Annotated in this window: 21 protein-coding genes; 9 read left to right on the top strand and 12 right to left on the bottom strand. The window is 67.7% G+C overall.

All coding sequences use genetic code 11. The features are described from left to right. Positions 1 to 238: 238 nt before the first annotated feature. Both ACZ6YG_RS04135 and ACZ6YG_RS04130 read right to left on the bottom strand, forming a co-directional pair. Complete coding sequence (locus ACZ6YG_RS04135; RefSeq protein WP_466017164.1) at positions 239 to 520, bottom strand: hypothetical protein; 282 nt, start codon at positions 518 to 520, stop codon at positions 239 to 241. 1 nt (position 521) lies between these two features. Then, the gene (locus tag ACZ6YG_RS04130; RefSeq protein WP_466017176.1) at positions 522 to 1,064 is read right to left on the bottom strand and encodes an ATP-binding protein; all 543 of its coding nucleotides are present in this window, start codon (positions 1,062 to 1,064) and stop codon (positions 522 to 524) included. 249 nt (positions 1,065 to 1,313) lie between these two features. Here ACZ6YG_RS04130 and ACZ6YG_RS04125 point away from each other — a divergent pair, with 249 nt between their 5' ends. Both ACZ6YG_RS04125 and ACZ6YG_RS04120 read left to right on the top strand, forming a co-directional pair. Then, positions 1,314 to 2,129 carry a helix-turn-helix domain-containing protein gene (locus ACZ6YG_RS04125; protein ID WP_466017163.1) on the top strand — a complete coding sequence of 272 codons (816 nt, stop codon included), beginning with the start codon at positions 1,314 to 1,316 and terminating at the stop codon, positions 2,127 to 2,129. After that, on the top strand, positions 2,126 to 2,347 hold the full coding sequence (locus ACZ6YG_RS04120; protein WP_466017162.1) for a DUF397 domain-containing protein: 222 nt from the start codon (positions 2,126 to 2,128) through the stop codon (positions 2,345 to 2,347). The genes ACZ6YG_RS04125 and ACZ6YG_RS04120 overlap by 4 nt, the downstream gene beginning before the upstream one ends. Positions 2,348 to 2,390: 43 nt before the next feature. Here the strand turns inward: ACZ6YG_RS04120 and ACZ6YG_RS04115 are convergent, their stop codons facing one another. The 3 genes from ACZ6YG_RS04115 to ACZ6YG_RS04105 are packed head-to-tail and all read right to left on the bottom strand — an operon-like array spanning position 2,391 to position 5,348. After that, complete coding sequence (locus tag ACZ6YG_RS04115) at positions 2,391 to 2,693, bottom strand: hypothetical protein (protein ID WP_466017161.1); 303 nt, start codon at positions 2,691 to 2,693, stop codon at positions 2,391 to 2,393. A gap of 4 nt (positions 2,694 to 2,697) precedes the next feature. Next, positions 2,698 to 3,297, bottom strand: coding sequence for a hypothetical protein (locus ACZ6YG_RS04110; protein WP_466017160.1), 600 nt, complete (start codon positions 3,295 to 3,297; stop codon positions 2,698 to 2,700). Continuing rightward, positions 3,294 to 5,348, bottom strand: a complete 2,055-nt coding sequence (locus tag ACZ6YG_RS04105) for a hypothetical protein (RefSeq protein WP_466017159.1) — start codon at positions 5,346 to 5,348, stop codon at positions 3,294 to 3,296. The genes ACZ6YG_RS04110 and ACZ6YG_RS04105 overlap by 4 nt, the downstream gene beginning before the upstream one ends. A gap of 247 nt (positions 5,349 to 5,595) precedes the next feature. Here ACZ6YG_RS04105 and ACZ6YG_RS04100 point away from each other — a divergent pair, with 247 nt between their 5' ends. The 4 genes from ACZ6YG_RS04100 to ACZ6YG_RS04085 all read left to right on the top strand — a co-directional run bounded on the left by ACZ6YG_RS04100 (position 5,596) and on the right by ACZ6YG_RS04085 (position 7,119). Next, entirely contained in the window at positions 5,596 to 5,799 is a 204-nt protein-coding gene (locus tag ACZ6YG_RS04100) for a hypothetical protein (RefSeq protein ID WP_397197448.1), read from the top strand. Then, positions 5,796 to 6,197 carry a DNA-binding protein gene (locus ACZ6YG_RS04095; RefSeq protein WP_466017158.1) on the top strand — a complete coding sequence of 134 codons (402 nt, stop codon included), beginning with the start codon at positions 5,796 to 5,798 and terminating at the stop codon, positions 6,195 to 6,197. The genes ACZ6YG_RS04100 and ACZ6YG_RS04095 overlap by 4 nt, the downstream gene beginning before the upstream one ends. A gap of 125 nt (positions 6,198 to 6,322) precedes the next feature. Beyond that, positions 6,323 to 6,565, top strand: coding sequence for a hypothetical protein (locus ACZ6YG_RS04090; RefSeq protein ID WP_148030636.1), 243 nt, complete (start codon positions 6,323 to 6,325; stop codon positions 6,563 to 6,565). A gap of 116 nt (positions 6,566 to 6,681) precedes the next feature. Next, positions 6,682 to 7,119 carry a hypothetical protein gene (locus ACZ6YG_RS04085; RefSeq protein ID WP_148030635.1) on the top strand — a complete coding sequence of 146 codons (438 nt, stop codon included), beginning with the start codon at positions 6,682 to 6,684 and terminating at the stop codon, positions 7,117 to 7,119. A 346-nt stretch (positions 7,120 to 7,465) separates the two neighbouring features. On the opposite strand, the gene ACZ6YG_RS04080 is transcribed toward ACZ6YG_RS04085, so the two are convergent. Both ACZ6YG_RS04080 and ACZ6YG_RS04075 read right to left on the bottom strand, forming a co-directional pair. Then, complete coding sequence (locus ACZ6YG_RS04080; protein WP_148030634.1) at positions 7,466 to 7,891, bottom strand: DUF5980 family protein; 426 nt, start codon at positions 7,889 to 7,891, stop codon at positions 7,466 to 7,468. A 147-nt stretch (positions 7,892 to 8,038) separates the two neighbouring features. Then, complete coding sequence (locus ACZ6YG_RS04075) at positions 8,039 to 8,746, bottom strand: SDR family oxidoreductase (RefSeq protein WP_466017157.1); 708 nt, start codon at positions 8,744 to 8,746, stop codon at positions 8,039 to 8,041. A 58-nt stretch (positions 8,747 to 8,804) separates the two neighbouring features. Here ACZ6YG_RS04075 and ACZ6YG_RS04070 point away from each other — a divergent pair, with 58 nt between their 5' ends. Beyond that, on the top strand, positions 8,805 to 9,212 hold the full coding sequence (locus tag ACZ6YG_RS04070; RefSeq protein WP_219547655.1) for a MerR family transcriptional regulator: 408 nt from the start codon (positions 8,805 to 8,807) through the stop codon (positions 9,210 to 9,212). Between the two features lie 48 nt (positions 9,213 to 9,260). Here the strand turns inward: ACZ6YG_RS04070 and ACZ6YG_RS04065 are convergent, their stop codons facing one another. The 3 genes from ACZ6YG_RS04065 to ACZ6YG_RS04055 form a co-directional block, all read right to left on the bottom strand. Then, a complete protein-coding gene (locus ACZ6YG_RS04065; RefSeq protein ID WP_261808446.1) occupies positions 9,261 to 9,554 on the bottom strand; it encodes an antibiotic biosynthesis monooxygenase family protein in 294 nt (97 codons plus the stop codon). Positions 9,555 to 9,777: 223 nt separating this feature from the next. Next, positions 9,778 to 10,833, bottom strand: a complete 1,056-nt coding sequence (locus ACZ6YG_RS04060) for a DUF6183 family protein (RefSeq protein WP_466017156.1) — start codon at positions 10,831 to 10,833, stop codon at positions 9,778 to 9,780. Between the two features lie 80 nt (positions 10,834 to 10,913). After that, positions 10,914 to 11,285, bottom strand: a complete 372-nt coding sequence (locus ACZ6YG_RS04055) for a DUF5997 family protein (protein WP_148030630.1) — start codon at positions 11,283 to 11,285, stop codon at positions 10,914 to 10,916. A gap of 55 nt (positions 11,286 to 11,340) precedes the next feature. Here ACZ6YG_RS04055 and ACZ6YG_RS04050 point away from each other — a divergent pair, with 55 nt between their 5' ends. Further along, positions 11,341 to 12,069: a LysR substrate-binding domain-containing protein gene (locus ACZ6YG_RS04050; RefSeq protein WP_466017155.1), complete on the top strand. Its 729-nt coding sequence runs from the start codon at positions 11,341 to 11,343 to the stop codon at positions 12,067 to 12,069. A gap of 24 nt (positions 12,070 to 12,093) precedes the next feature. On the opposite strand, the gene ACZ6YG_RS04045 is transcribed toward ACZ6YG_RS04050, so the two are convergent. After that, positions 12,094 to 13,779, bottom strand: coding sequence for an acyl-CoA dehydrogenase family protein (locus tag ACZ6YG_RS04045; RefSeq protein ID WP_466017154.1), 1,686 nt, complete (start codon positions 13,777 to 13,779; stop codon positions 12,094 to 12,096). A 31-nt stretch (positions 13,780 to 13,810) separates the two neighbouring features. Here ACZ6YG_RS04045 and ACZ6YG_RS04040 point away from each other — a divergent pair, with 31 nt between their 5' ends. Next, the gene (locus ACZ6YG_RS04040; RefSeq protein ID WP_466017153.1) at positions 13,811 to 14,530 is read left to right on the top strand and encodes a PaaX family transcriptional regulator C-terminal domain-containing protein; all 720 of its coding nucleotides are present in this window, start codon (positions 13,811 to 13,813) and stop codon (positions 14,528 to 14,530) included. On the opposite strand, the gene ACZ6YG_RS04035 is transcribed toward ACZ6YG_RS04040, so the two are convergent. Next, positions 14,520 to 15,542, bottom strand: a complete 1,023-nt coding sequence (locus tag ACZ6YG_RS04035; RefSeq protein WP_466017152.1) for a hypothetical protein — start codon at positions 15,540 to 15,542, stop codon at positions 14,520 to 14,522. The two genes, ACZ6YG_RS04040 and ACZ6YG_RS04035, sit on opposite strands and share 11 nt — an antisense overlap. Positions 15,543 to 15,588: the final 46 nt, after the last annotated feature.

Here is a 15,588-nt window from a genome sequence, read left to right as displayed (position 1 = left end):
CAGCCCGAGCAAGGCCGGCCATCTCTGCAAGGCCATTGCCGTCCTTCAGAACCACCGCGTTGCTCAAGCCGCCTGAGGATGAAAAAGGGTCACTGCAGCATGCGAGGTGCTGAGACCATTGTTCGACGACCTCCAGGTCCTCTACGGATTAGGCCACGAGGAGACACAGGAGATAGCGGAGATGCTCGAATATCTCTCGTGCGGCTGACGACTTGTTCTCCGCATCTCCACATGGGTATCAGCTCGCTTCTCCGCGAAGGATCTGGGCGAAAAGCCGTACGGCGATCGCGGTCACCGTCCACGAGGTTTCGCGGACGGTCTGCTCCGCGCGGTCTGTACGGCGGACGAAGGCTTGGCCGCCGGCAGCGCAGAGTTCGTACGTCGTTTCGCGGCACTCACAGGTATGCAAGATCACCCGAACGCGTGGTGTCCGAGGCGTCGGCTCGTGCCAGGTGAGCTTGACGTGTCCGACTATCGGCGGCTCGACGTGCGGGCCGTGGAAGTCGTGGACGATCTGCACGTCACGCACTCCTTTCGACGATCTCGACGTGGTTCTGAGGAGCGATGCCGACGCGGGCCCCGGCAGAATCGCGGATGGGGCCCGCATCAGGAGGAGCCGGTCTCGTACCTGTCCAGTACGGCGAATCCAGGTAGGCCGTGTGCGCGGCCCCTGGGGGAGAGACGGGAAGCTCGAACCACACGGCCCGGCCAAACCAGCGCCTCTTCACTCCCCATTTCTTGGCAACGGCCCCAAGGATCTGCAGCCCGCGCCCGCCAGACCCACCCGGGTCGTCGCGAAGTCGCGGCCCGGACCACCACCCCTGGTCTGTCACCTCGACCCGGACTCGCCCCGCGCCGAGCCACATGCGAACTCGAAATGAGCCTCTGCTCCATCGTCCGGAGATGGTGTGCTTTATCGTGTTTACGGCGAGTTCGGTCGCGAGAAGACGCAGGTCGTCCAGCAACCCTCCACCGTCAGCCGCTTCGGGCAGTTCGACTACGAGCCATCGCGTCACGTAAATGCGGACATCACTCATGATTTCTGGACGTCCAGGAAATCGCATGTCGCCGATGATCCGCATACCAAGCCTAGCCTTATTGATCATCAATGCCTCATTCGTATAGGTATACATACCAGCGATGACCTTGCGGAGTGCTGTTATATGACCGGTTGCTGAACCAGTTTCCTTGCGGCACTCCACACACTGCCTGCTAAGCGCTACATTGTCTGCGGAAACATTCCCAGAGCGATCCCAGACTTCGACTGTTACCAACCCAGAAGACCTGGGATAGACCTGGTAACGGGAGCAGAGATGCCAGCACCGAAAGAGCTCGATCCAACCGCCGGCCCGACAGCACGTTTTGGTGCCGAACTACGAAAACACAGATATGCGGCTAAATTGACTCAAGCGCAACTCGCCCAACGCATCGGCTACAGCCAGAGCCGTATCGGCAATGTGGAACGCGGTGATGAGAATCCAACCCGCGAGTTGATCGAGCTCTGCGAGAAGGCACTGGGGCTGGAGGGCGTTCTCCTCACCTACTGGCCTGCCATCAGCGGGAGCCGAGTTCCGGAGTGGTATCGGCAGTGGCCACCCATCGAGCGACGAGCCGATCAGATCGTCAGCGTCGCGCCGCTCATCGTGCCGGGGCTGGCGCAGACCGAGGAGTACGCTCGCGCCGTCTTCGAGGGAGAGCCGGACGCGACACCCCAGCAGGTCGAGGAGGCCATCCAGGCCCGGCTGGAACGGCAAACCATCTTCGACCGCCCCACACCGCCTCAATACCTCGCAGTCATGGACGAAGGCATCCTGTATCGTCCGATTGGAGACGGCTCCGTGATCCGACGCCAGCTTGAGCATCTGATCACCATGGCCGAGAACAACTGGTTCAACGTCCAACTCATCCCGTACGAGGCCCTATGTACGGCGGCGCTGGTGGGGCCGATCGTTCTGGCCCAGGAGGATGGCGTGCCAATCGCCGGATACGTCGAATCAGCCCTCCACGGTCGCGTTGTCGACAAACCCGACGAGATCAAGCGACTCGTACGCCGGCTCGAATGCGTGCGTAAGGCCGCGCTTCCCGAGTACCTGTCAATGCAGCGGATCAAGGAGAGAGTGACGTCGTGAAGTTAAGCGAAGACATCGCCAGGGAAATCTCGGACCCTACGGGCTGGGTCACCGCATCGAGTGGCCAGGGAGGCGAATGCCTGGAAGCCAAGCACCTGTCCGACGGCCGCGTCGCCTTGCGTGACACCGAGCAACCAGACACCGAACCCTGGGTGCTCCGCCGAGCCGTCTGGGACAAGTTCGTCGCCGGCGCGAAGAACGGCATCTTCGACTTCTAGGGTCAGCGGCCCTCAGCGACACACTGGGGGCCGACACCCGAACTCAGGCGAGCCTGTACTTCTGCCTGATCGAAGCAGCCTCCTCCTCGGTCACCTCGCTCGGCGTACGGCTGAGGACCTGACGCAGCTCGTCCACGATCGCCTGCCCCGAAGTACGGGCTCGGGAGCTGAACTGGGCGAGCTGGGCGTCGAACTGCTTGGCGGTCGGCCCGGTCCAGACCTTGCCCGAGTGGAACATCCGGCCAGGACGGTCGACGTCCGCGTTGATCTGCTCGATCATCGGGCCGATGATGCTGACGGCCTGCTGGAGCGCCTCGTACAGCGGGTTCCGCACCATCGCGGCCATCGGCTCAGTCCTTCGTCTTCTCGGGAGCCGGTGTCGCGTCGAGGATCAGCTTCGGCGCCACCAGCTTCATCATGGCCACCACGTCGGCGGCATTGTCCCGCCCCTTGACGCCCTGGATCAGGTCCACGATGACCCGGTCGAACCCATGCACCAGTATCGCCGCCGCCTGGGTGTTGTCAGCGCTGCCGTTCTGCCCGTAATAGCCGACCGCACCAGGAACGATCTCCGGGAGCCGCTGGGACCCTTGGCTGATCTCCCACTCGACCGCCTGTTCTCCTCCCGCTGGAGAAAGACTTATCTGCAGCACTTTCAGCTTGTCCCCGGTCGGCTGATAGACACGGCACGAGCCCGTCCCGTACTTGACCCCGTCAAGCTTTTCCCCCACAGTCATGTCGAAGCCGCCCGAGACTATCGGGTCACGTATACCTGTCATCAGCCGCACCGCATCGAGTGGTACGAAGTCGCACACATATGGCGAAGCGGCCACCGCCGGAAGCGGCGCCTTGTCGACCGGCGGCGGGCTTTCTTGCTGCTGACAGGAAGTGAGTAGGATCATCACGCCGGACAACAGGACACCGATGATGCGGAAACGCTTCCTTGTCATGGATATTCTGGCCTGCCTTCCCGGAATCCTGAACGCGACTCGTCGCGCGCTTCGTTCCATGCGCCGCCGGCGAGACCATCGTAGAGCCATCTCTTGTATGCATCTAGCCGAGGCAGAATATCTCCCGCATATGGGGCCATCTCCTGCTGCGTCATGAGAGAGTTTCCGTCATCCTTCAGGAAATTGTTCGGCGACTTACGGGGATCTTCTCCTTTACCTAGCTCTTGCAGAGACCCCCACGGATGCGTGGGAGCAGGAGGATCGCTCTTGCCGAACAACCCATGCCTGAGCATGGCGTCGGCAATCAGCTGATCGTGCAGATACAGGGCCTCGCTGTCACCGACGTTGGCCTCGTGTGCGGCCCGATCTTTATTCATATCGGTCTTGGCCACCGCACTCTCGATCAAGCCAGTCCAGGAGCCCAAGGCGGTTGACGTGATCGCCCATGCAGCAGTCTGGGGGATGGCCAGCGCCGTGTTGACCGCCGCCATGAACAGCTTCACTTTACGCTCCTGAGTCTCATCCAGTTTGGCACCGCGCTCGATTTCAGCGAGCCCGCTTGCGTCGACTATCAGTCCGAGGCCTGCTCCAGTCTCCCGGATATTAGCCAGGAACGCTGACGTGGTTTTACCGGCGGCCGCTTGCGCAGCACCGTAGTCGAGCATGCTCCTCGACCATGCGATCTGGGCCGCCGTGATTATCGCCACCGTCTCCGGATCATGCGTGAAAAGGTTCTGCATCACTTTGAGAAGGCCACTTCTGTCGAACTGTGCACCCCAAACTTGATCAGCTGAAGTCAGATGATCACGAAGGCCGCCGTAAACACTGGAGGTGGCCTGGGACTTCGGCGTCTCTGCGACCCGATTGACATCACTGATGTAGGCGCTGATGATGCGTGCCGCGGCGCCAGTGGTGGCGAAGGAAGGCTCGTCGGGGTTATCCAGAACGCGCTCGGTTTCCCAGCGGATGAAATCCGAGGCGATCTTGGCCGAGATGAATCCCGGCGACGGTTCCTGGGGTGAGCCGTCGCGGTCGCGGTAGGTCATCGTCGCCGCTTCCAGCGCCGCCCCGAACGCCGCCCCGTCGTCATGCATCCGCCGTTCGGTGACGTACCGCTTCATGATGCCGGGGTCGCCGACGAAGACGTCCTGGGCTGCCTTGGGGTGGTTGGCGAGCGCCTTCATGACCCCGATCATCGGATCGTGCGGAATGCCGGTCGCTGGCTTCTCGTTCCAGGTCTTCCGGTCCAGGCCCTCAAGCGTTTTGGCGGCGGCCACCAGGAAGTCCCGGCTGAACTTCCCGTACGGGAGCACCGCCGCGAGCGCGTGCTGATCCACCGGCACACGCAGATGGTCGAGCAGTTCCTTCCGCCATGACTCGCTCAGCCGCGGGCTGGCCGCGCCGAGCGTCTTGCCCAGCGCCGCCTGTAATCGCTGCCTCCGCTCGTCCTTGTGGTAGACCAGCGCCGCCGTGAGGTGGCGGAACTTCTCCGTCCCGAGCGCGTACATCAGGGAGGTGGCGAATCCTGCGTCGCCCGCCCGTTTCTCCAGCTCGGCGACGGTCTTCTCGTCAACTTCGCCGTTACGGTCGACCTCACGCAGCTTGAGTGCCGCCGCGTACACATCCGGCTGGCTGGAGGCGGCGCTGTACAGGTGCTCGTCGAACGGCGCCAGCCCGCCGGCCCCCACCGCGCCCCACTCCGGTTTCGCCGCCTGGATGGTCTCGTTGCGGCGGCGCAGTCCCGGCCGCTTGGCGCCGATCCAGTTGCCCAGTTCCCGCAGCGCGTTCAGCCGTGAGGTGTCCAGATCGAGGTCTTCCAGGGTGCGGCGGATCCGCGGTTCGTGCCTGCCGAGCGTGCTCTCCGCCTGGCCGAGATCGCGCTCGAACGCGTGCATCAGTTCCGGGTCGATCCCCGAATACTCCCAATCGGGCGGCTGCGCGACCGCCGGTGGGGTCCGGGAAGGCTCCGCCGGGCCTTTCTCGGTGCGTGCCTGGGGCTTGTCCGGCGGCCGCTCGGGTGACGGCCGAGGATTCGGCGACGGGGTCGTCATCAATAATCTCCGGCACGGTCGAGAACAGCCGGATTATCCCCCGGCCCAGGGGTCTCTATAGGTGCCGCATAACAGAACAGCATGGTCATTTCCGACTCCCAGCCGCAGACGCCATGCTGTACGTAGTCGGTGCTCGCAAAGGTTCGCCGTTCCTTCAGACAGCTTCAGCACACCTATCCGCATACCGCAGTATGCTTGCCCTATGGCGGACACGACACGTATCACTGTGACCTTGCCGAGCGATCAGGTGACCGAGCTCAGAAAGCTCACCGACAACGTCTCCGGCTACGTCGCCGAGGCGGTGGCACGCCAGTTGCGGCACCAACTCCTCGGCGAAGACCTGCGGCGTCACCAGGAAGAGCACGGGGAGTTCACCGATGAGGAACTGGCTCGCGCTCGCGCCAGGATCTTCGGGTCCTCCGACCACGACGGCGCGGCGGACCCGTCGTGATCAAACGTGTCGAGACCGTCGTCCTGGACTGTCAGGGCCTGTCCGCCTGGATCGCGGAGGACCGTAAGATCCTCGCGATGTTGCAGGTGTTCCACACCATGGGTGCCGACTTCGTCATCGGGGCCAACACCATCGTCGAAGTCAGCCACGCCCGGGTGAACATGTCCCGACTGCAGTGGATGCTCTCCCGGGTGAAGGTTGAGCCGGTGACCCAGGGCACGGCGAAAGTGTCCGCGAAGTTGCTCAAAACCGCAGGGCTGCACGGCCACCGGCACGCGATCGACGGGACGGTCGCTGAAGTAGCTCTGCGCCAACCGGGTCCGGTCGCCATGCTGACATCCGATGTCGACGACATGGCCCGGCTGTGCGGCGACCGGGTCAAGATCATCGGCATCTGACCAAGCCCGTCGCACATAGAGCCCGGAGGACTGGATCAGTCGGCGACGAGTGCTCAGGGCTGGCTCCACAGGCGGCTCGCTCGTACCCTGGTGATCCCCCACTCACTCCCCCAGGAGGTCTCGTCGTGCCACAGCTCGCCTTCGCCAGCACCTTCTGGGAGAGCTATGACGCCCTGGAGAAGGACGTCAAGGCGGGGGTGCGCAAGGTGATGCGGCGGTTCCAGGAACTCACCGTCAACCAGCTCCATGGGAAGAAGGGCGTGCACCTGGAGTCGGTCGCACAGGCGAAGGACTCCCGCATCCGGACCGTACGGATCACCGGCTTCTGGCGAGGTGTGGTGCTGGCAGCGACGTCTTCCTGCTGCTGAACATCCTGCCGCACGACGACGCCGACGAGTGGGCGAAGAAGCGCCGGGTCAGCGTCAACAGCGCCACCCCGGCGCCGGAGGCTTTCGCGAGCCTGTTCCCGGAGGGCCAGTTCGAGGTGCTGCAGTATCTCGCCGAGGGCTTCGCGCCCGAGGAGGTCTACCGGGACATGGTCGCCGAACGACGGCCCGGCGGCGATCAGGTCGGCCAGCCGAGCCTGGAGATGGCGATCGCCAACACCATGAGCCACATCACGCTGGCCACCGGGCCGCAGGGGCCGGCCGACATCCTGGAGAAGCCGTTCGCGGCGTGGCGGGTCTTCCGCGAGGGAGTCGTTGCACGTGTCGTGGAGCGGGACGCCGAGTCCGTTCCTGCCGATCAGCGCCGCGCCGAAGGACGCAGCGCGCCGCTGGTGAGACCGTCGCGGGCCGGCGAGGCCGCTCGATCACCCAGTTCGGCACCCTGGCGTTCGAACTCTTCGAGCGCCAGGAAGGCTTCCCCGTACAGCCGCTGCTCCTGCCCTGGGTTCTCCGCCGGGCCGTCTGGACCAAGTTAGTGGCAGGCGCGAAGAACGGCATCTTCGACTTCTGACGTTACGGCCATGCGACTCCCGGCGATTCCCCCTCAGGGTCGAAGCGTTCTCAGGTGGTGCACCGAAAAGGGAGAACGGTGCTTCCGTCGAGCCGCAGGAGCTTGTGGCGAAGCGATCCACTGTCCGCGGCCCATGGGGGAGCCGCGGACAGTTGATCTGCTCACCTTCGCAGGGGAACGCATCCGTACAGGTACGTGGCCTACGTTGCCGAGCATTCCCGCCGGGCTTTTCCGCCATGCGAGGGCTGGTGCACACCGGCGGATAGAGCAAACCTTTTGCCCTGTTCCGAGCAGGCTTTTCGAATGCGCGCTTAGTAGCAGCGCTCCTTGACGGTGATGGTGACGGGGTCGGACAGGGTTTGCGTCCCGTCCGAAGCCGTCATCTGCGCCGTGTAGACGCCGATCGGGAGCGGGTCGAACTCTGCGAAGACCCAGCCGTTGATCGTTGTCGAACCGTTCGAGTTGGTGTGATTCGAGCCGGGTGGGATTTCGTCGGCCTGGGTGACGACAGCCCCGGGGGGCAGATTCTCCACTGTGACATGGACGGTCGACGACCAGCTGCCGACGACAGCGGCCACGAAGTATGTCCAGTGAGAGTGGCCGTGTTTGATGCAGATTTGGTTTTCCCCCATGAGGTCCCACGTCGCCGCCGAAGCGGGGGTGCTGCCGGCCAAGGCGATGGCCAGTCCTGCCGTCGCGCCGAGCGCCGCTCTGGCGGCGCGGTGACTGATTTTCACGGCTGCCTCCCTTGGTTCTTGTTCCACAGAAACCTCTGACTCAGCAATCATTGATGATTAAAGAACCTTCTGACAAGAAAGTTTCTGTGTTCTTATGAAATTTTCATTCGAGAGTAAAGGGAAGATCGTCCAGCCGGGCGAGGGCGGTCAGGCCGAGAGGGCGGCCGCCGCTTCCCGGTAGATGACATCGGGGTCCTCGGACAGCCATGCCTTCACCTGGCGGCTCCAGTCGTCGGCGAGCACTTCAGGCCGGTGCGCCTCGATGCCGTCGAGGGCCGCCGCGACGATCGCCTCGGGAGCGCTCTTGTCACCGTCGTACCAGGCCATCATGTCGGTGTCGGCGGCGCCCAGGTGCAGGCCCGTGACCAGGGTGCGCTGTCCGGCCAGTTCCAGGCGTGCGCTGTTGGTGAGCGCCCACTCCGCGGCCTTCGCCGCGTGGTATGCGCCCGCACCGGCGGAGGCGAACCATGAGATGGCGGACAGAACGTTGAGGATCGCGCCGTCGGCGAGTTGGGGCGCGAAGGCACGGATCACGTGGAGAGTGCCGTAGAAGTGGGTGTCCATCTCGCGGCGGATCGCGTCCAGGTCTCCGGTGACCAGATTCGTCCCGGTCGAGATTCCCGCGTTGTTGATGACGATCTTGACGTCGGATGCCGCTGCCACCGCGTCGGCGACCGATGCCGGATCGGTGATGTCCAGCCGCAGCGGGACGACTCCCGGCACGTCGATGAGGTCGGGACGACGGGCGGTGGCGTACACCTTGCCGGCGCCGCGGTCGAGGAGGGACAGGACGAACTGCCGGCCCAGGCCGCGGTTGGCCCCGGTGACCAGCACATGTGCTCCGTTGATCTGCATGCGGATACGCTAAGACCTGACGTTGACGTCAGAGGCAAGTCTTGTGATGGAGGTCATGGTGCGGATCGGCGATCTGGCGGCGAGGTCGGGCGTCAGCGTGCGGGCGCTGCGCTACTACGAGGAGCAGGGACTGCTGGAGGCGCACCGGAGCAGCTCCGGGCAGCGCCACTACCCCGAGTCGGCGGCCGACCGGGTCCATCTGATCCAGATGCTGTACGCGGCCGGCCTGTCCAGCCGGACCATCGCCGAGCTGCTCCCCTGCGTCGAATCCAAGGTCAGCACTCCGGCCACCCGTGCCCGGCTCGCCGCCGAACGCGATCGCATCGATGCCCAGATCGCGGAGTTGACCCGTACCCGTGATCGTCTGGACACGGTCATCCGCGTCTCCGAGAGCCCGGACAGCGACTGCACCAGACTCGCGTATCAGGATGTCCCCGCAGAAGCGGGTCGCTCCACGACCCCGTGATGCCGTGCGGCCAGGGCAGGGCGCGGCCCCGAAGCCCGGTGGCCGGCGTCAGGTCTCGATCGTCCCGATCTCCTCGTACTGCTCGATGGCGGAGGTGGTGTCCATGCCCGGCGCCTCGCGGTCGGAGTGGGCGGCTTTGAACGAGTCGGAGCGCAGCCAGGCGATGAAGTCCGCGCGGGAGTCGAACTCCATCGTGGACACGTAGGGCTGCCCTTCCTCCGTGGGGCGCAGGAGGGAGCTGCGCCGCAGGCCGGGGACGCCGGCGAGGGTGGCGCGCATGCTCTCCATGAAGGTGGCCTCGAACGCCTTGGCGTCCTCGGCGGGAACGTCGATGCGGTTCATGATCATGTGCATGGGGGTGCCCTTCTCCGTAGCGCCATGGCTCTTTTCCCGACGCCCTGTCGGGATGATACCAACGCACCGTCGATAAGTGGTCGCCGAGTTGAAAGCGAACCCTGCGACTGGGCACGCCTGGGTGATGATGCGGATACCAACTCAGTGCGAGGCCGCCGACGGTGGCGCCGGCTTCGGCGGCGACTGACCGGGAGACCGGCTCGGCCGCGTCTCAGTCGGTGTCGGTGGCGGCGAGGACGTGGACCAGGAGGCGGTCGGGGTCGAGGGCGGCGATGCCGACGTCCCAGGCGACCTGGTAGAACCAGGCGGTCGAGGCGTCGAACAGGACCCAGGTGCGGTCGGCGGCGTCCTCGACGCGGGTGCCGCCCGCCAGGGCGGTCATCGACTGCCAGGCCAGCAGCCTGCCGTAGGCGCCGCCCCGGCCGCTGCCGTAGGCGGAGCCGGTGGCCGCCGCCGCGAACAGGACCCGCATCACCTCCGACAGCGTGGCGGCGCGCACGGTCACCTCGCCCTCGCCGGCGAGGCAGGTCAGCCCGAGCCCTTCCAGCAGCTCCGCGTCCAGCTCGGCCGGCATCGCGAGCCGGAACGCCCGCGCCTCGATCCGGCCGTTGGAGTCCTCCGCCCAGTTCTCCACGGCTGCAGTGAGCAGGCCGGGCGCGAGCAGCTCCACCGCCGGCATCTGGTGGCCGGGCCGCCGCGGGAAGCCGGACCGCTCGACGGGACCGAACGGGATCGCGTACGACGCCCCGCGCAGGCTGTACGAGGGCAGGTCCAAGGCGTCCTCGAAAGGCAGCAGGGCCGGCGGGAGGATGGCCAGAGGGTGGTTCGCGTCCGCCAGATGGGCGGTCACCCGGCGGACGGCGCCGTGCTGGCCGATGTCCGGGTGACGCAGCACCAGCTCCTGCGTCAGGCACGCGAACAGCTCCGGCGCCTGCTCGTACTCCTCGTACAGCGGCAGCAGGTTGTCCACCGGCTGGGCGGAGGCGAGCTGGGCGGCGGCCAGGCGGACCCGGGAGTCGAGCTGCTCGGTCGCGGCCAGGCGCACGGCGCAGGCCGCGTTGCCGGGGCCGGGGGTCAGCGCCAGGGCCTGCTGGATGTGGAGCAGGACGGCGTCGCGCTGCCAGCCGGGCTCGGCGGCGCGCAGGGTCAGGGCCAGCTCGTACAGCTCTCCGGCCCGTCCCTCGGCGGCGGCCCGCTCGACCAGGTCGTAGTGGCGAGTGACGTCCTCGGCCTCGTGAAGTCCGGCCGGCAGCTCATCCAGCGACATGGGCGTCCTCGTGTAGGTCGGGCCACGCAGCATACAAGCGGACGTGATCTACGGCGAGCCCCGCGACCGGACTGGACGGGCTAGCGCTGCTTGAGGCGCTGCGCCTCTTTGCGGACCTCGGCCTGGGTGGAGCGCTCCTGCTCCAGCCACGCGGGGTTCTCCGCCTTGAGCGCGTCGATCTCGGCGGTGGTGAGCGGGTCGGTGATGCCGTTTCTCATCAGGCCGGAGATGGACACCCCGAGCTTCGCGGCGACGACCTGCTTGGGGTGGGGGCCGTTGCGGCGCAGGTCGGCGAGCCAGGCGGGAGGTGAGGCCTGCAGCGCGTTCAGCTCGCTCCGGGAGACCACGCCCTCCTGGAACTCGGCGGGGGTGGCCGAAAGGAGGATGCCCAGCTTCTTGGCCGCCGTCGCGGGCTTCATCGTCTGGGTGGTCTTGGGCTTGGGCGTGGTCATGGAGTCCAGCGTAGTCAGGCGGAACCGGTCCTTCTCACATCGGTACGCTGACGGGGTGACTCTTGAGGAGACCGGCGGGGTGTTCCGGCTGGCGTACCCGCCCGGCGTGACACCGGCGAAATGGGTCGGCGTCTGGGCCGAGAGGGTGCCCGACGTGCCGCTCACCCTGGTCCCGGCTGCCGCCGCCGACGTGGTGGACCTGTTGCGCGGCGGAGGCGCCGACGCGGGGTTCGTGCGGTTGCCGGTCGACCGTGACGGGCTCAGCGTGATTCCCCTGTACGTGGAGACCACGGTGGTCGTGGTGCCGAAGGATCACGTGGTGACCGCGGCCGACGAGGTGACCGTCGCCGATCTGGCCGACGAGGAGGTCTTCCACCCGCTGGACGACGCCATCGAGTGGACGGTCCGCCCCGGGCGGCCCGCGTTCGAGCGGCCGGCCACGACGGCGGACGCGGTCCGGCTGGTGGCGGCCGGGGCGGGGCTGCTGGTCGTCCCGCAGTCGCTGGCGCGGCTGCACCATCGCAGGGACCTCACGTACCGGCCGGTGCCCGGCGCGCCGCAGTCGCGGGTGGGGCTGGCCTGGCTCACGGACGCGACGACCGACCTGGTGGAGGACTTCATCGGGATCGTCCGCGGGCGCACGGCGAACAGCTCGCGGGGCCGTGCGCCTCAGGCTTCGGCGGAGAAGCCGGCGCGGCGGGAGGCGGCGAAGCCGGTCCAGCGCGGCTCCGGACGCCGGGGGACGGCGACCGGCGGCCGGAAGAAGGGCCGCCGGTCCCGCTGACCGTTCGAACAGAAGTGCGGGTGGTCAGAAGGTGAAGGCTCCTCGGGTGAGGGTGTCGAAGTGGTCCAGGTCGTCGGCGGGGCGGTCGAGGCCGCGGAGAGGTCCGTGGTCGGCGAGGTGGGCGTCGGCGTAGAGGCGGGCGACCAGGGCCTTGCGGGAGCCGTGGCCCGCGCGCTCCTCCCAGCCCGCCTGCTCCACCAGCAGCGCGGCGGCGTACACGTCGGCCATGAACTGGGCCAGCGGGTAGAGCCGGGCCTCGGCCACGGCCGGGTCGAGCGAGGACCAGACGGTGATCGCCTTGCCCAGGTCGTCGACGCGGCCGCGTACCAGGGACCAGTCGCCCGAGGGGGCCCGGTCCACGGCGGCGGCCAGGCGGTCGAGGAACGGCTCGTGGGCGTTCTCGCGCAGCATCGCCCGGCGGACGTCGAGGCAGAGGATGTGGTCGCCGCCCTCCCAGATGGGGTTGACCTGGGCGTCGCGGAGCAGCCTGGCGACCGGCCACTGCTCGATGTAGCCGTTGCCGCCGTGCACCTCGACGGCGTCGCTGGCGGCGGTGAGGCCGAGGCGGGCGGCGCGCAGCTTGATCAGGGCGGGGGCCAGGCGCAGCCGCGGCCCGACGTGGCCGTCGAAGACGAGCGCCTGGACGGCCTCGACCTCGACGATGAGCTCGGCCAGCTTGCGGCGCATGAGGGGCTGGTCGGCGAGCGGCCGGCCGAACGCCTCGCGGGCGCGGGCGTAGCAGAGCGACTCGGTCAGGGCGCGCCGGGCGATGCCCGCGCCCATCATGGCGACGCCGAGCCTGGAGGCGTTGGTGAGCTTCATCATCGTGCCGAGGCCGGAGCCGGAGCCGGGCCCGGCCAGCAGGAACGCCTCGGCGCCGCTGAACTCGACCTCGGCCGAGGCGACCGAGCGGGTGCCGAGCTTGTCCTTCAGCCGTCTGATGCGCACGCCGTTGCGGGTGCCGTCGCGGCGCTCCCACAGCACCAGGAACGGCGCCACGGAGCCTTCGTGCCTGGCCAGCACCACGAACGCGGACCCGTTGGCGTTGGAGGCGAACCATTTCAGTCCGGTCAGCGACCAGGCGTCGCCGGACGGCTCGGCGGTGGTCTCCAGGGCGGCCAGGTCGGAGCCGCCGGTCCGCTCGGTGAACATCTGGGCGGCTTCGCCGGAGTAGTCGCCGTTGGCGAAGATCTCCCGTACCCGTTGCTTGACGTCGTCGGGCGCGTGGCGTTCGGCGAGCGAGACGACCATGTCGCCGCCGGTGCCGAGCGCGCAGCCCATGCCGATGTCGGCCTGGTCGAGCAGGTAGGTCCAGGCGGCGGCGAGCGCGGCCGGGTCGGCGCCGTGGGCGCGGGCCTGCTCGGCGAAGGCCGGGGAGGTGAAGTTGTCGGCCATGAGCGCGTCGCGGGCGGCGTGGAACGAGGGCGGCATGACGACCTCGCTGATGTCACGCCCCCATTTGTCGTACTTCTCCAGCCGGGGCGGGTTGCGGTCGGTCTCCTCCGCGTGCGCGGCGATCGGGCCGCCCATGAGCGCGCCGAGGCGGTCGAGGTGCGGCTCGGCCCAGGCGTAGCCGTCGCCGAGGTGGCGGCGCATGAGCAGCTGGAGCGACGGGTCGCAGCGCCACCAGTTGCGCCCCGCGGCTCCCTGGTAGCGCTCGGTGGCGTAGCGGTCGCTGGAGTCGAAGGGTTCGACGAGATACCTGCCCATACCATCGAGCATTACATATCATCGACACGCGATGGAAGAGCGTAATACACTCAGCGCCCGCTCGGCCGTGCTCAGCGCGCTGCTGGGCAGCCATCCGCCGAGCCTGCCCGCCCGCCGCCTGGTGCGCGTCGGCGCGCTGTTCGGCATCGCCGAGGGCACCGTACGGGTCGCGCTGTCGCGCATGGTGGCCGCCGGCGACCTGGTCCAGTCCGGCGGCCGCTACGCGCTGACCGAGCGGCTGGCCGAGCGCCAGGCCAGGCAGGACGAGAGCCGCGCCCCGCGCACCCGGCCGTGGGACGGCACGTGGGAGATCGCCGTGGTCACCGCCGAGCGGCGCGCGCCCGCCGACCGGGCCGCGCTGCGGCACGCGATGACCACGCTGCGCCTCGCCGAGCTGCGCGAGGGCACCTGGATGCGGCCCGCCAACCTGCTGCGGGAAGAGTGGCCGGCGGTCGTGACCGCCCAGTGCACGCTGATCGACGGCCGCCCGCACGCCGACCCCACTCCCCTGCTGTGGGATCTCGACGGCTGGGCGGCCGAGGCGCGCGGGCTGCGGCGCTCGCTCGACCGGGCCGAGGGACTGGCCGAGGGGTTCCTGGTGTCGGCGGCGGTGCTGCGCCACCTGCTGGCCGACCCGCTCCTGCCGCCCGAGCTGCTGCCGGACGACTGGCCGGGCGCCGGGTTGCGGGCCCGCTACGACGACTTCGACCGCCGCTTCCGCGAGCTGCTGGACCGGCATCTCAGAGATTGACGCCGAACACCACCCGTTTGCGCCGGAACTCGGCCAGGCTCCACACCTTGCCGCCCCGGGCGGTCAGGTCCTCCGGGCCGATCGGGAACGGCCGCCGGGCGAGCTTCCCGTTCTCGTACACGAGCAGCTTGCCGTTGGCGCCGGAGCCGGCGGACTGGCTCAGGTACCACCGGCCGTCGCGGGAGATCGCGCCCTGGATCTTCTCGTGCCCCATGACGAACGCGTCCGCGGGCTCGCCGTCCAGCTCCAGGTTCCAGCGCACGACCCGGCCTTCGCGGTGGTCCTCGGCGTACTCGCCGGAGATCAGCGTGTGCGGGGTGGTGCTGCGGTCCAGGCCGACGAACGAGAACCTGGCGCCCTTGACCGCGACCCTCCAGAAGTCGGTCTGCGGGATGACGTAGCGGTAGCCGAAGGCGTGCAGCCGGCCTCCGTGCCGGCCCACCCGCTCCCCGTCGCCCACGCCGGCCTGCGCGCTGGTCAGGTCGAGCACGTTGTTCAGGTCGAAGACCCGCAGGCCCCTGGTGGTGTCGGCGACATAGAGCAGGTCGCCGTAGCAGGCGACGCCGCCCGCGTGGATGTCGATGGGCTTGTACGACCCGTCGGGGGCGGCCTCGACCAGCAGCGCGTGCCGGTATTTCAGCGTCGAGGGGCTTAAGAACGTCACCCTGATCCCCCGCTCGCCCTCCTCCGGCCGGTAGTACCACGTGGCGACGAACACCGAGACCGGGATCGTCCCGGAGTCCGCCCCGCAGGTCAGCCCTTGCGGGTACCAGTCGGCGGTCTCCTGGTCGCCCTGGTCGAACGCGTACCACACCGACGGCTTGGGCATCGACCCGAACGCCTCGGGCGCGCCCTTGCGCACGGCCTTCCTGTTGGCCTGGGCCAGCACATCCTTGATCGGGGCGGCGCGGATCTCGCCGGCCAGCTTCGCCGCCCCCTCCGCCAGGGTCCCGGTGTCACGCACCAACCGGAAGGGGGTCCCGTCGGTGGGTTTCATCCCCGTGTCAGCCATGCATCCCTCGCTTTTCCCGTCTGTACGCAAGAGTCTGACGGAAGGG

Source organism: Nonomuraea sp. NPDC054003 (assembly GCF_055585125.1).
Note: the sequence above shows the minus strand (reverse complement) of the source record. Positions and strands in the feature narration are given on the sequence as shown.